Here is a 13,279-nt window from a genome sequence, read left to right on the forward strand (position 1 = left end):
CGCTTTCGCGAGCAAGCCCGCTCCCACATTTGTTCGGCGTTCGGCACGAAAATTTATTTATCACATGAGCTGATTCGACCCACCCCCGCCGTCATCCAACCGTCACATCGATCTGCTGTGCTGGCGCCCATCGCTCATTTGCCCAAGGATTCGCGGCCATGTTTTCCGTGCTCAAACCCCACCGCTGGAAACTCGCCCTGCTGCTGATCGCCGCCAACCTCGGGTTGATCCTGCACCTGGCCTGCGGCGAGTTGAAAAGCGTCAGCGAATGGGTCTGGCTGGATATCTTCGGCGAGGGCGGTTCGGCGCTGTTGGCGTTGGTCTGGCTGGGCCTGGTGCTGAAAAGCCGCCCCGCCGGGCGTGTCACCAACTACCTGGCGCTCGGCCTGTCGTGCATCTTTTTTTCCTGGTGGATCGACAGCCTCGACGAGTTTATCCGCCTGCCCGACAGCATCACCTGGGACCACTGGCTGGAGTCCGGGCCGATGCCGGTGGGCATGATCCTGCTGACCATCGGCATCTACCACTGGCACCGCGAACAACTGGCGATCAGCGCGCAAATGGAAAAGCGCGAACGGCTGTTTCGCGAACATCGGCTGTTCGACAAACTCACGCCGCTGGCCGGCGCCGATTACCTCAAGCGCCAGTTGGCCGACAGCCTGCAAGACAGCCTCGAGCAGCAGCAACCGCTGTCGCTGCTGGCCCTGGACCTGGACAACTTCGCCGCCATCAACCAGGCCTATGGGCATGCCGAGGGCGACGCGGTACTGCAGGCGCTCAGCCACTTGCTGTTGCTCAACCTGCGCCGTCAGGACTTGCTGTGCCGTTTGGCAGGCGATCGCTTTGTGGTGCTGCTGCCCAACACCGGCGAGCGCCAGGCCCAGGTGCTTGCGCTGGAGTTGCAACAGGCGGTCCGCGGCCTGGCGCACAAAACCCGGCTGCACGGTGAGCGCCTGCAACTGGCGGCGACCACCGCGGTAGTGATGGCCCTGGACGAGCCACCCCACGACTTGCTCAAGCGCCTGAACCTGGCGTTGGCCCGGGCCAAGCAGCCCCTCGCGAAAAGCGCCTGAGATGGCCGTTAAAACCCGCTGGTATGAAAGCGACACGCGCTTCATCCCAGGGCATTACCAACCGGCCACGCTGATCGACCTGGCCTTGTCCCGCGACATCGACAGCCATCGCCTGCTGCGCGGCACCGGGCTGTTCCACGAGGACATCCTGGCCGGTAACGCCCGCTTGAGCCCGCAGCAGTTTCTCGGGCTGATCGGCAACAGCCGCAAATTACTCGACGCCGACGACAGCAGCTTCCTGTTTGGCCAGCGCCTGTTGCCGGGCTATTACGGCGCGGCCAGCCATGCCCTCGGCCACGCGCAAAACCTGCACCAGGCCCTGGAAATCCTGATTCAGCAGCAGGTGCTGCTCAGCCCGTTGGCGACCCTGCAACTGGCGCTGGACGAGCACCACGCCTACCTGTACTGGCTGGACAGTTGCGGGGCCGGTGAGCATTGGCGCTTTCTGCTGGAGGCGAGCATGACCTCGCTGGTTGCCATGAGCCAATGGCTCAGCGGCGAGCGCCTGCCGTGGGCCTGCAGTTTCAGCCATGCCGAACCGCGTTACGTCGAGCAATATTGGGTGCATCTGGGCGAAGGCACGCGTTTCGAGCGCCCGCTGGACATGCTCAGCATCCCGCGCGAATACCTGACCCGTGCCTGGCCTGGGGCCTCGGCCACCGCCGGCCAGGTCGCGCGCCGCCAGGCCTGCGAGCAGATCGAGCAGTTGGGTTTCGCCGGCAGTTTTCTCGACGCGCTCTACGACTACCTGCACGACCAGGTGCGCCAGCCGCCCAGCCTGGAACAGGCTGCCCAGGCCTTCGCCATGAGCCCGGCGACGCTCAAGCGCAAGCTGCAAAAACACCACACCGGATTTCAACAACAGGTCGACCGGGTGCGCAAGCAGGTGGCGCTGCACCTGTACCAGGTCAAGGGCTACAGCAATGAGGAAGTGGCGGCGTACCTGAACTTCAACGACGCGGCCAACTTCCGGCGCTCATTCAAACGCTGGACCGGCAGCACGCCGAACCTGATCCGCCAGCTGTTCAACAGCCGCTAGCCAGGCGCTCGCGCAGGAACTCGACCAGCGCCTGCACCGGCCGTGAGCTTTGCCGGTGCTGTGGGTACACCGCCGACAGGGTCAGGGCTTCGGGGGCGAAATCGTCCAATACCGTGACCAGGCGCCCGTCTTGCAAGGCGTCGCCGACGATAAAGGTCGGCAAGTAGGTGACACCCAATCCGGCAATCGCGGTATCGCGCAACAGCTCACCGTTGTTGACGCGCATGCGCCCGCTGACATTCAGCGCCTGCACCTTGCCCTTGAAGCGCCATTGCACCTGGCGGCCATGGCCGTAGGGCAAGCAGTCGTGCTCGGCGAGGTCATCGGGTTTTTGCGGCGTGCCACGCACGGCCAGGTACTCGGGACTGGCGCAATACACCCGCGCAATACTGGCGATACGGCGCGCGATCAAGGTGGAATCTTCGAGAGTGCCGATCCGCAGCACCAGGTCGTAGCCTTCGCCGATCAGGTCCACGGGGCGGTCGCTGAGGTCGACCTCCACCGAAACCTGGGGGTGGCGCTGCAGGAACAGCGGCAACAGGCAGCCCAGGTGCGCCATGGCGAACGACAACGGCGCGCTGAGGCGCAGCGTGCCGCGTGGCTCGCTGTTCTGGCCGGCGATGCCCTGCTCCACTTGCTCGACTTCACCAAGCAGGCGCAAGGCTGATTCGTAGTAACTCTGCCCCAGGGGCGTGATGTCCAGGCGGCGGGTCGAGCGGTTGAGCAGGCGCACGCCCAGGCGGTCTTCCAGCTGGATCAGGCGGCGGCTGACGAACTGCTTGGACAGGCCCAGCTGTTCGGCGGCGGCGGTGAAGCTGCCGGACTCCATGACCTGGCAGAACAGGCGCATGTCTTCAAAGGGGTTCATTGTCGCTTCTCGGTGGACATTTGGCTGGTTTATAGCCTGTCAGAGACCACACCACAAACCAAATGTGGGAGGGGGCTTGCCCCCGATAGCAGTGCATCAGTCAACAATACTGAGACTGACACACCGCAACCGGGGGCAAGCCCCCTCCCACATTGATCACCTACAGGCTTGAAAACCGGTTACTTGGCCGTAAACGCCGAGTAGCTGTTCATCAGGTTGCGGTAGTTGGGGATGCGCGGCGACAACAGGTTGGCCAGGCCTTCCATGTCGTTGCGCCAGTCCACTTGCAGCTCGCAGGCCACGGCGAACCAGTTGACCAATTGCGCACCGGCGGCGGTCATGCGCGCCCAGGCGGCTTGTTGCACGGTTTCGTTGAAGGTACCGGAGGCGTCGGTGACCACGAACACCTCGAAGCCTTCGTCGAGTGCGCACAGGGTCGGGAACGCCACGCACACATCCGTCACCACCCCGGCAATGATGATCTGCTTGCGGCCGGTGGCCTTGACCGCCTTGACGAAATCTTCGTTGTCCCAGGCGTTGATCTGGCCAGGGCGGGCGATGTACGGCGCGTCCGGGAACAGTGCCTTGAGCTCTGGCACCAACGGGCCGTTGGGGCCGGCTTCAAAACTGGTGGTGAGGATGGTCGGCAGGTTGAAGAACTTCGCCACGTCCGCCAGGGCCAGCACGTTGTTCTTGAATTCGTTGGGCGAGAAATCCTGCACCAGGGAGATCAGGCCAGTCTGGTGATCCACCAACAGCACCACGGCGTCATCTTTGTTCAAGCGCGAGTAAGTCATGGGGTAACTCCTTTAGGGGTAGTGAAATCAGAAGGCAAAACACGAGCAGCCAAACGCGCCCCAGAAACCCTGGAAATCGCTGACGGGCACGCTGGAGAGGCGCGCCTTTTCATGGCTGTGGGAATGCACGCCGCACGGGCCGCTGCACTGGTGAACTTGAGCTTGCAGAGGTGAGCTTGGGCGCCAATGCCCCGGCACCTTGACCACCGGCGACCAGTCCGGCAGCACCGGCACGCGTGGCGGTGCGAAATCTTCAAAATCGCCGGCGCCGTACACCACCTTGCCGCCGACCACGGTGAGCACCGACTCGATCCACTTGATGGCTTCTTCATCGACGCTGAAAAAGTCCGCCGAGAGTGCGGCGACGTCCGCCAGCTGGCCGACCTTGATCTGGCCTTTCTTGCCCTGCTCGGACGAGAACCACGCGCTGCCATGGGTGAACAGTTCCAGCGCCGTCAGGCGCGGCAGGCCTTCGGCGTGCAGCTCCAGGCCACCCACGGTGCGGCCGCTGACCATCCAGTACAGCGAGGTCCACGGGTTGTAGCTCGACACCCGCGTGGCATCGGTGCCCGCCCCGACCGGCACACCTTCGGCGAGCATGCGCTTGATCGGCGGCGTGGCTTCGGCCGCCTTGGCGCCGTAGCGCTCGACAAAATATTCGCCCTGGAACGCCATGCGGTCCTGGATCGCGATACCGCCGCCCAGGGCGCGCACCCGCTCGATGTTTTTCGGGGTAATGGTTTCGGCATGGTCGAAGAACCACGGCAAGCCATTGAACGGGATGTCGCGGTTGACCTTCTCGAACACGTCGAGCATGCGCGAGATGGATTCGTCATAGGTGGCGTGCAGGCGGAACGGCCAGCGCTGCTCCACCAGGTGGCGCACCACCGGTTCCAGTTCTTGTTCCATGGTCAATGGCAGGTCGGGGCGCGGCTCGAGGAAGTCTTCGAAGTCGGCCGCGGAGAACACCAGCATCTCGCCGGCGCCGTTGTGGCGCAGGTAGTCATCGCCCTGGTGCAGGGTGACGCTGCCGGTCCAGTGCTTGAAATCGCTGAGTTCTTCCTTGGGCTTCTGGGTGAACAGGTTGTAGGCGATGCGCACCGTCAACTGCTCATCCTTGGCCAGTTGCTCGATCACCGCGTAGTCATCGGGGTAGTTCTGGAAACCGCCGCCGGCGTCGATGGCGCTGGTCAGGCCCAGGCGATTGAGTTCACGCATGAACTGGCGGGTCGAGTTGACCTGATACTCCAAGGGCAGTTTCGGGCCCTTGGCGAGGGTTGAATACAAGATCATCGCGTTCGGCCGCGCCACCAGCATGCCGGTGGGGTTGCCATTGCTGTCACGCACGATCTCGCCGCCCGGTGGGTTCGGCGTGTCCTTGGTGTAACCCGCTACGCGCAGCGCCGCGCGGTTGAGCAAGGCGCGGTCATACAGGTGCAGCACGAACACCGGGGTGTCCGGCGCCGCCTGGTTGAGTTCTTCCAGGGTCGGCATGCGTTTTTCGGCGAACTGGAATTCGTTCCAGCCACCGACCACGCGTACCCATTGCGGGGTTGGCGTGCGGTCGGCCTGGTCCTTGAGCATGCGCAAGGCATCGGCCAGGGACGGCACACCTTCCCAGCGCAGCTCGAGGTTGTAGTTCAACCCGCCCCGGATCAGGTGCAGGTGCGAGTCGTTGAGGCCCGGGATCACGGTGCGGCCCTTGAGGTCGATGACCTGGGTGCCACTGCCGCGCAAGGCCATGGCCTCGCCGTCAGTGCCGACGGCGACGAATCGCCCATTGCTGATAGCGACGGCGGTCGCGCGCGGGTTTTCACGGTCCACAGTGTGGAACTGGCCATTGAACAGAATCAGATCGGCGTTCATAGGGTTTCCTTTACAGAGGCTTCAAGCCAGGGAGCGAACAGACGGGTGGCCGCCGGCATCAGCAGGTAAACCACCAGCACCACGATGGTCACGGTGACCAGGAAGGTGGCGACCACGTAGTTGGACAGGAACGGATGCAGGCGCAGGATCGGGCCCCAGACGATCGGCACCAGCAGGGTCAGCGGCAGGATCACACACAGGGTCACCACCGCCTGCTTCCAGCGCGGCGGCTTGGCGGCGTTGTCGGTTTGCGGGGTGAACCAGAATTCATTGGCTCCGCCGATTTCGGTGTTGTCGCCGTCGGCCAGCATTGGCGCGGCTTCAGCGATCAGGGTTTTGCGCTCGGGGGAATCGAGCCAGGTTTCCAGGGCGTCGGTGGAGCGGTAGCGCAATACACAGGTGAACAGCGCCAGGCCGTTTTGCTTGCTGCGCACGACGTCGACGCCAAGGTGGCCAGGGCGCTCGCCGGCGACACGCACGATGCGGCGCAGCCAGGCTTCGTAGTCGGCTTCCAGGCCTTGTTTGATCAAGTGTTTGACGACCAGGGTGACGACTTCGTCGGGCCCGGTCTTGGATGCTGGGTCCATGGTGTGTCCCTCTGCTTCGAGCTATCAGCGATGAGGGGAGTTTGGCGGGTATGGGGGTGGGAAAATTGGATGTACGTGCTGTTTGGGGGGGCATATCCGTTGCTGTGGTAACGGCGGAACCATTAGCCGCCATTACCGCAGCAACGGGTATGTACACGCCTGCCGCCCCCCTGAGCGAAACCCATGCTGTGAGATAGGGCTTACACGGGCTGTAGGAGATTTAACCGGGTTTTCTCCAGATTGGATCCCCATCGTGCCGCCAGCCTGTACTAGCATAGGTTCCTGCACCCGAAACTCATGGACGAATTGATGAACTCACACCTGTTCCCACATATAGGCAAGGTCATCGCCAGCACCGGCAGTCGCCACTTCCCACGCATGCTGCATGACCTCATCCTCACCCAATTGGCAGTGGACGCCACGCATATCACGCAACTGCGGGTCAGTTGCGAAGGCCAGACCCGGCGCAAGATCAGCCCGGTCTACACCGATTCGGCGGTGGAACTGGGCGTGGAGCTACCCGCCGCCCAATTGCACCTCACACGCCACAAGGACGATGTGCGCTACGTGCTCTCGGTGTACCGCTCGCACCAGTCGGAAAATTTTTCGCCTCAGGAGCGCAGCATGCTGCAGGATTTTTCCACCTTGCTGTTGCCGCTGGTGGAAAAACACATCACCGCGATCCAGCCGTGCCGCCAGGACAGCGACTTCGTGCCTGCCGAACACCAGGGCATTGAAACCTTGCGCCGACGCATTGAAGAACGCCTGGTGCAATCGGGGCTGACCTTGTCCAACCGTGAACTGGAAGTCTGCGTAGGCCTGCTGGCCGGGCGTACCGCCCCGGAACTGGCGGAGCAGCTGGCGTTGAAGGTCAACACCATCGAGAGCTATCTGAAACGCGCAGCGATCAAGCTGGGCATCAGCGGGCGGCATTCATTGTTGCGATGGATGTACTCGAGCGAGGATGGAGCCACTGCCCCTCTCTGAAAAACCGCGCTTGCAGTGCTGATTGCTCCTGCACTGTGGGCGCTGTTTTACCCGTTGAAGACAGGCGACGTGGTGACTCTGCAATGAGTCGTAAACACCCGGCGGAGCTTTTTTTATCTAATGACCACTGAGTTGATATCGGTACTGCAGCCACTGCATGAGTATCTTTATCCGCTTCTGAAGGTCAGTTATGAATATCGCGTCACTCGCCGCCCCCACACAGCCCCTCGTACAGCCCCCGCCGACGCTTGATACGGTCGCACTGCCCCTGACTCCCCCCGCCCCCCCTGCGCGATCAGCTCAAGAGCAACGCAGCGCAGGGGACGCGCAGGTGGCGCAGGCGTTCGCAAAGACATTGGGCAACGGGCCCTACAGACCCTCAATACGGCCACCCAACGTCAAGGTGCACCCGGACTCCACATTGGCGCGTTGGTATATCGCGATGGACAACGCGTTGCTTGACCCACATTTTCAGGAGTGGATCAAAGCGCAAAAGCTCGACACAAGTTCACTCACCTTCGTCCCGTCTCGCGGGGAGATCACGGGCTACGTGGAAGGCAAACTGAAAACATTCTCCGCGTCGGACGACTCGGGATGGTCCGACGTGTCGCGCACGCTGATGTCGACCCTCACGCTTTTCGCCCCTGAACCTGGCCAGGAAATCCGCTTCCCCTGGTATGGGCGAGACGATGAAATACCTGCGAACATCGTCGCGCAATTTTATGGTGAGCCGGTCAACCCGACGCCCGCCCAGGCGGCTGCTCGCCTCAGGCAATTGAAGGAAAACCCAGGCTTTCAGATGCCGCAGAGCTATGCCTCGGCGCGCTCCGAGGAAGCCCTGTGCGAGCAAGAGCAGGCGTTGGGGGACGCCGCTGATCGACATGCAACCATCACCGCGCTCAAGTCCCAGGCCGACGACGTGAACGGGCGTATTGATCTGGACCAGGTCCAGATACCCATCGACCCTCGCTCCGGCCTGTTCCAACGCACGCAGCGCAGTGTGATGAGCCTCGCGGACCACCTGAGATATCAAGGCAACAAAGTACCGATCAATAGCCAGCAAGCGCACGGCCTGGCGTTTACGCTGTCGTTCGATTTAGCCCATCGCGCGCCCAAGGCGGAGTCGGGCGGGGTCGTGTCATTGACGGGGTTGTTGGGTGCTACTGCGCGGCGCCGGCTCGACAGCGTGGTAAAACAATGGCTGGCACAACACGCAGATCAACCGCCGCGTACACAGGCGGGCCCCGGTAGAGCCCCGCTGTTGAACAGGCTGATGGACTTTCTTCCACAGAGCACTCGGCTGGCTATCCGAGACGATCCCGCGGCGGCGTTGGATCAGTTGATTCGATCACCTGAGGCGTTGGCGCTGGGGCAAGCCATACAGTCGGTCATCAAGCAACTCGATTCGCCGACCAGCGCAAGCGAAAGCGTGAGCGCCGCGATTACACATGAGCTCAGTGCCGGTGCCGACAAGTCACCGTTCAATCTGGCAGGCTACAACCTGTACAGCCTGGACAATGCTGGCGCCTCCCATGCTGAGATTGTCAGGCGTTTTACTGCCCACCTTGAAACGATCGCCGGGGTTGAGGGCGCACCGATCGCGGCACGCCTGCTGTTTACAGCCGCTGCCCCGGAACTCCTGGTTAAAGATGTGCCGCCCAATCTGGTGTTTGGTTCCCACACCTGGACAAATTTCGCCATCGGCGCCGCCCGCATTAATCAGCAAGTGCCCGGCGCGCTGGCCAATATGACGTTCAGCCAAGTCATGGCCTTCGCGGATGCACCGTCTGACTCACTGCAAACCGACGACCAACTGGGTGTGATCGCGCACAATCCGCTGATTGCCTGGGGTGTCGCAAACGGAATTATCAAAGGTAGCTCGCCGCCTGTTGAACCCGCTCCTGACTTCACGCTTGCATTGAACGCATTCGATAAGCAGATGAAAGAACTTGAGTGGGCGCGTATCACGTTGAGTACGCCGGCGCCCACTCGGAAAGCGCTGGCATTGGCGGAATTGAAACGGGTGCTCCCTGACATCGATCCCACACTGGAAGTTCTGGAACGCCCATGGGTCAGACACACGCCCGTTTCATTATTGGACGTTTATATGACAGGCCCTATTGATCCAGAGGGGTGGGAGTCCAATGACAAAGCAAAGCTTCCTTTTAATGCGATCGCATCACGCCTTTCTAAACTTGATCCGGACATATCAACTACGTTCGCTGCCGAATTTGCGAAATACAGAAAGTCTCATGAAAATGCGATAGCCATTCAGTTCAAGTACCAGCTGTCGTTACTGCCTGAAGATGAACGTGACTTTATCAATCAGTCGAGTGTTAGCTTTTATACTTTACGCCGTCCGTTCAGTCGGCAAAAGACCCGTACTGCTCACGGACGCGAATTCCGCCCCGTCCATCCTGAACCCTACAGTGCCGAGGACACCAAGAAACTTAATGGCAAACATGCGCTGCTCATGCGGGCGGACAAAGGCAATGGCCACGTCAACTATTACACTTATGCTCCGACCTCAGGAAAACTTTACAAGGTCGACGGCCTGCCGAAGAAACTCCCGATTGCCCCTCCAGCACCCTGGAATTCGAGATTCAACCCCACAGGCTCCGTGTTTAAAATCGACGACAGCGTTTATTTTGGAGAGCCCGAAAAAAAGCCCCCCACTCCGGGGCGGATTTTATTTTCGGGTGTCGGCCCCGTGAATGATCATCATCACTCACCCGACGATAGCGCGCCCTTACCCGGCACCTACTTTTCCAAACGGAACGGCACATTAGGTCTGACTCCGGGTACGTTTTTTACCGACGACTATGACGCGCTTGAACTGCAATCCAGAGGGATGACTGAATTGGAGAAGGGCAACGCGCTTGACGAAAACTTGAAAAAGCTATTTCTCAGTCTGATCCCGTTCTACGACGGTATTCAGAACGCAATTAATGGCAACGTCTCAGGTGCTTTTTTTGAAATCGGCTTCGATTTGTTGGGTTTCATCATTCCTGGCGCATTGGCTGCACGCAAGGGATTCAGGGGCGGAAAAAGCACTTTGCAAATAATCCGAAACGGCCTTCTCGCCGGTGCCGGGGAGTCACTGGGTACTACCGACATCCATAACATTACAAAAAATTTAAACAAAGCGGCGGCCGCTGGCTATAAAGATGTTAAATATCTGACACGCGCCGGAGAAGACTTACTGTCGCGTTTGAAAGGCCACTTCGGGCACTACAACGCGAGCAAAATCTACAAAGAAAACGACATCACCAAGGGTTTCCACCTATCAGCGGTTGATCACCGATGGCACCCCACGGTCGCTATATTTAAAAAAGGCAGCTGGTACGCGTACAACACGGCAACCAAGTTCCCCTACGGCATACAACTTGCGCAGTTTGGTATCTTTCATCCGGACTAATGTTGATTTTTCCGGTATAAACCGCACCCTCTTCTCACTGCACTCCAACCCAGTTCAAGCGCAACAAGAAGCTGTAAAATTATATGACTAGCCGGGAACGCACTGAGAAAAGCTCACCACTGATAACCAGAGAGAAACGGATAGCTTTCCTATTTAAAATTATTGATAAGGTAAAGACTATGGCGCGTATTGGTGACACCCTGAACAACTTCACTGGGATTTTTAAAAGGCAAGATTCACCCCCTCCGTCAAAAACCCTGTCAATTAACAACCCCTCACATGCTTCTACCTCGAGTACAGGCGCTCGTGCATTTGATCAAAAAGCTCTCGACAAAGAGGTTGAACACTTCACTTCCAAAGGGCAACCGAGTGGCCATAGAACATCGGCAGACTCGCCGCCTGAAGAGCTTTCCCCCGACATGATCGAATACCGGGCCAAACACCAAAAGGCGTTACAAGCGCGTAAAGATATCGGCATGCGCGACACGTTATTTGATCAACCCGTCTCTGGACGCGTCAACGGCAATGAAGTTGAGCCTTTCTCTTCAAGCAAACTTAAGGAGAACTCAGAAGCATTGGTTAAGGCCGACGCAGCGGCACCGGCACCGTTTCATTTCAAAAATACTTTGAAGACCGCTGCCACTACTGCCCTGTTAGCCAACCTGCCCGCTACGATTACTGCCTTCATCATAATCAATACGGCTAACCAGCCCATTAACCAATGGCTTAACCCGGCAGCGCCTGCGGTCCAACTCAGCATGGATGACGTTTTCAAGGTATTCAATACGTGGAATGAGCTGCATGGCCAGCCCACTATGTACCCAAGCCAGAAATGGTCCGCGCAAACCGACGACGAGCGCCTGGACACGCTTGAGGACATGGTCAGTCATGCTGAGAAGGAGATTGGGGACGCAGCAAAAAAGCTGGGTATTCCATTTCAATTAGCGTCCACCGGTGCGCTGCAAGACGACATAAACAGCCGCACCACCGGCATTCAATCCAGGCTGGCAGTGCTGTCCTCATTGTTTAAAGAAATGCAAAACAAGCTGAAGACTCAGGCTGGGTAACTGGCTGCGTCAGCTTGATTGCTGACGCCCCTCTGGGCGTCAGCGATTAATCGCGCGCCAACGCCTCAATCGGGTCCAGCCGCGCCGCATTCCTGGCCGGCACAAAGCCGAACACGATGCCGATCAGCGTCGAGCAGGCAAACGCGGTGATGATCGAGCCCAGGGAAAACACCATTTCCCACTCCTTCACAAACACCGAGAACACAAAGCCCAAGGCGTAGGACAGCGAGATCCCGATCAACCCGCCGATCAGGCACACCATCACTGCCTCCACCAGAAACTGCTGGCGGATATCCGACTGCCGCGCCCCCACCGCCATGCGAATCCCGATTTCACGGGTGCGTTCGGTGACCGACACCAACATGATATTCATCACGCCGATACCGCCCACCAGCAATGAAATCACCGCGATCAGTGACAGCAACAGCGCCAGCGAGCGGCTGGTTTTCTGCACCGTCTGCATGATGCTGTCGAGGTTGTTGGTGAAAAAATCCTTGGTGCCGTGGCGTTGCAGCATCAGCTTGTTGACGTTTTCCTCTACCACTTTGCTCGGTTGGCCGTCCTTGATGCGCACGGTGATGCTGTCCAGGTGGCGCTGGCCCAACAGGCGCCCCGCCGCTGTTTCATACGGCACCCACACGTTCAGCGCCTTGCTGGCGGCGAACATGTTTTTATTGTCGGCCGTGACCCCGATCACCGTGCACGGCAGGTTACCGACCAGGATCACCTGGCCGAGCGGGTCGATATTCGCCCCGAACAGGCGTTGCCGGGTGTTGTGGTCGATCACCACCACCTGGGCCTGGCGCCGTGCATCGCTTTCGCTGAAGGCAATTCCGGCCTCGAGTTTCAGGCCCTTGACCTTGAAGTAACGCTCGCTGACGCCGTTGACCTGCGCGTCCAGGTCGATATTGCCAAAGCGCAGCAACAGGTTGCGGCCCACCACCGGGGTGGCGCTGTCGACGTAATACAGTTGGTTCAGCGCCTCCACATCCGACGGCATCAGCGTCTCGATGGCCGAGGCGCGGCTGTCGCCGAAACTGGTGCCGGAAAAGATATCGATGGTGTTACTGCCGATCGCCTGGATGTCCTTGAGCACATAGCGCTTGGCGCCCTCGCCGATGGCCGAGATCGACACCACCGAGGTAATGCCGATGACAATGCCAAGCATGGTCAGCAAGGTGCGCATGCGGTGCGACACCAGCGCGACCCAGGCCATATTGAAGGCTTCCTTGAACAACCCCAGGCTCGCCACCAGGCGCCGGGCGCCGCTGCGTCGCGGTTCGAGTGGCGCCTCTTCAGGCAACGCCAGGCCGACGCTGTCATTGGCCTTGTCGCTGACGATTTCGCCATCGCAAACCTCGACAATCCGTTGGGCATTCGCCGCCACCTTGGGGTCGTGGGTGACGATAATCACCGTGTGCCCGGCAGCGTGCAGCTCGGCGAGGATGCGCATGACCTCCTTGCCGCTGTGGGTGTCGAGGGCGCCGGTGGGCTCGTCGGCGAGGATCACTTCGCCGCCGTTCATCAAGGCGCGGGCGATACTCACGCGTTGCTGCTGGCCGCCGGACAGCTGGCTC

Annotated in this window: 10 protein-coding genes; 5 read left to right on the forward strand and 5 right to left on the reverse strand. The window is 60.0% G+C overall.

The window, feature by feature from the left end; genetic code table 11:
- Positions 1-158: 158 nt before the first annotated feature.
- Together WBR57_RS14645 and WBR57_RS14650 are read left to right on the forward strand one after the other, a co-directional pair.
- Positions 159-1,073 (forward strand): GGDEF domain-containing protein, encoded by a 915-nt coding sequence (locus WBR57_RS14645; protein ID WP_424084430.1) that lies wholly within the window; start codon positions 159-161, stop codon positions 1,071-1,073.
- Position 1,074: 1 nt separating this feature from the next.
- Positions 1,075-2,112, forward strand: coding sequence for an AraC family transcriptional regulator ligand-binding domain-containing protein (locus WBR57_RS14650; RefSeq protein WP_424084431.1), 1,038 nt, complete (start codon positions 1,075-1,077; stop codon positions 2,110-2,112).
- Here the strand turns inward: WBR57_RS14650 and WBR57_RS14655 are convergent.
- The 4 genes from WBR57_RS14655 to WBR57_RS14670 all read right to left on the reverse strand — a co-directional run bounded on the left by WBR57_RS14655 (position 2,099) and on the right by WBR57_RS14670 (position 6,230).
- The gene (locus WBR57_RS14655; protein WP_424084432.1) at positions 2,099-2,980 is read right to left on the reverse strand and encodes a LysR family transcriptional regulator; all 882 of its coding nucleotides are present in this window, start codon (positions 2,978-2,980) and stop codon (positions 2,099-2,101) included. The genes WBR57_RS14650 and WBR57_RS14655 overlap by 14 nt on opposite strands.
- 179 nt (positions 2,981-3,159) lie before the next feature.
- Positions 3,160-3,777, reverse strand: coding sequence for an isochorismate family cysteine hydrolase YcaC (gene ycaC / locus WBR57_RS14660; protein WP_424084433.1), 618 nt, complete (start codon positions 3,775-3,777; stop codon positions 3,160-3,162).
- A 27-nt stretch (positions 3,778-3,804) separates the two neighbouring features.
- Entirely contained in the window at positions 3,805-5,643 is a 1,839-nt protein-coding gene (locus WBR57_RS14665; protein WP_424084434.1) for an amidohydrolase, read from the reverse strand.
- Entirely contained in the window at positions 5,640-6,230 is a 591-nt protein-coding gene (locus WBR57_RS14670) for an antibiotic biosynthesis monooxygenase (RefSeq protein WP_424084435.1), read from the reverse strand. The genes WBR57_RS14665 and WBR57_RS14670 overlap by 4 nt, the downstream gene beginning before the upstream one ends.
- Positions 6,231-6,539: 309 nt before the next feature.
- Here WBR57_RS14670 and WBR57_RS14675 point away from each other — a divergent pair, with 309 nt between their 5' ends.
- From WBR57_RS14675 to WBR57_RS14685, 3 genes are all read left to right on the forward strand, one after another.
- Complete coding sequence (locus tag WBR57_RS14675) at positions 6,540-7,217, forward strand: helix-turn-helix transcriptional regulator (RefSeq protein ID WP_424084436.1); 678 nt, start codon at positions 6,540-6,542, stop codon at positions 7,215-7,217.
- Positions 7,218-7,659: 442 nt separating this feature from the next.
- Positions 7,660-10,635, forward strand: coding sequence for a hypothetical protein (locus tag WBR57_RS14680; protein WP_424084437.1), 2,976 nt, complete (start codon positions 7,660-7,662; stop codon positions 10,633-10,635).
- Between the two features lie 179 nt (positions 10,636-10,814).
- The gene (locus tag WBR57_RS14685) at positions 10,815-11,702 is read left to right on the forward strand and encodes a hypothetical protein (protein WP_424084438.1); all 888 of its coding nucleotides are present in this window, start codon (positions 10,815-10,817) and stop codon (positions 11,700-11,702) included.
- A 46-nt stretch (positions 11,703-11,748) separates the two neighbouring features.
- Here the strand turns inward: WBR57_RS14685 and WBR57_RS14690 are convergent.
- Positions 11,749-13,279, reverse strand: a 1,531-nt coding sequence (locus WBR57_RS14690; protein ID WP_424084439.1) for an ABC transporter permease, incomplete at its 5' end; no start/stop codon positions are given.

The organism is Pseudomonas sp., assembly GCF_049590575.1.
GTDB lineage: Bacteria > Pseudomonadota > Gammaproteobacteria > Pseudomonadales > Pseudomonadaceae > Aquipseudomonas.

Bases quoted from the DNA above. Each gene is read 5' to 3' on its own strand.
- WBR57_RS14650 (WP_424084431.1), top strand. From the start codon at position 1,075: ATGGCCGTTAAAACCCGCTGGTATGAAAGCGACACGCGCTTCATCCCA.
- WBR57_RS14675 (WP_424084436.1), top strand. From the start codon at position 6,540: ATGAACTCACACCTGTTCCCACATATAGGCAAGGTCATCGCCAGCACC.
- WBR57_RS14645 (WP_424084430.1), top strand. From the start codon at position 159: ATGTTTTCCGTGCTCAAACCCCACCGCTGGAAACTCGCCCTGCTGCTG.
- WBR57_RS14655 (WP_424084432.1), bottom strand. From the start codon at position 2,980: ATGAACCCCTTTGAAGACATGCGCCTGTTCTGCCAGGTCATGGAGTCC.
- WBR57_RS14680 (WP_424084437.1), top strand. From the start codon at position 7,660: ATGGACAACGCGTTGCTTGACCCACATTTTCAGGAGTGGATCAAAGCG.
- WBR57_RS14670 (WP_424084435.1), bottom strand. From the start codon at position 6,230: ATGGACCCAGCATCCAAGACCGGGCCCGACGAAGTCGTCACCCTGGTC.
- WBR57_RS14665 (WP_424084434.1), bottom strand. From the start codon at position 5,643: ATGAACGCCGATCTGATTCTGTTCAATGGCCAGTTCCACACTGTGGAC.
- WBR57_RS14685 (WP_424084438.1), top strand. From the start codon at position 10,815: ATGGCGCGTATTGGTGACACCCTGAACAACTTCACTGGGATTTTTAAA.
- ycaC (WP_424084433.1), bottom strand. From the start codon at position 3,777: ATGACTTACTCGCGCTTGAACAAAGATGACGCCGTGGTGCTGTTGGTG.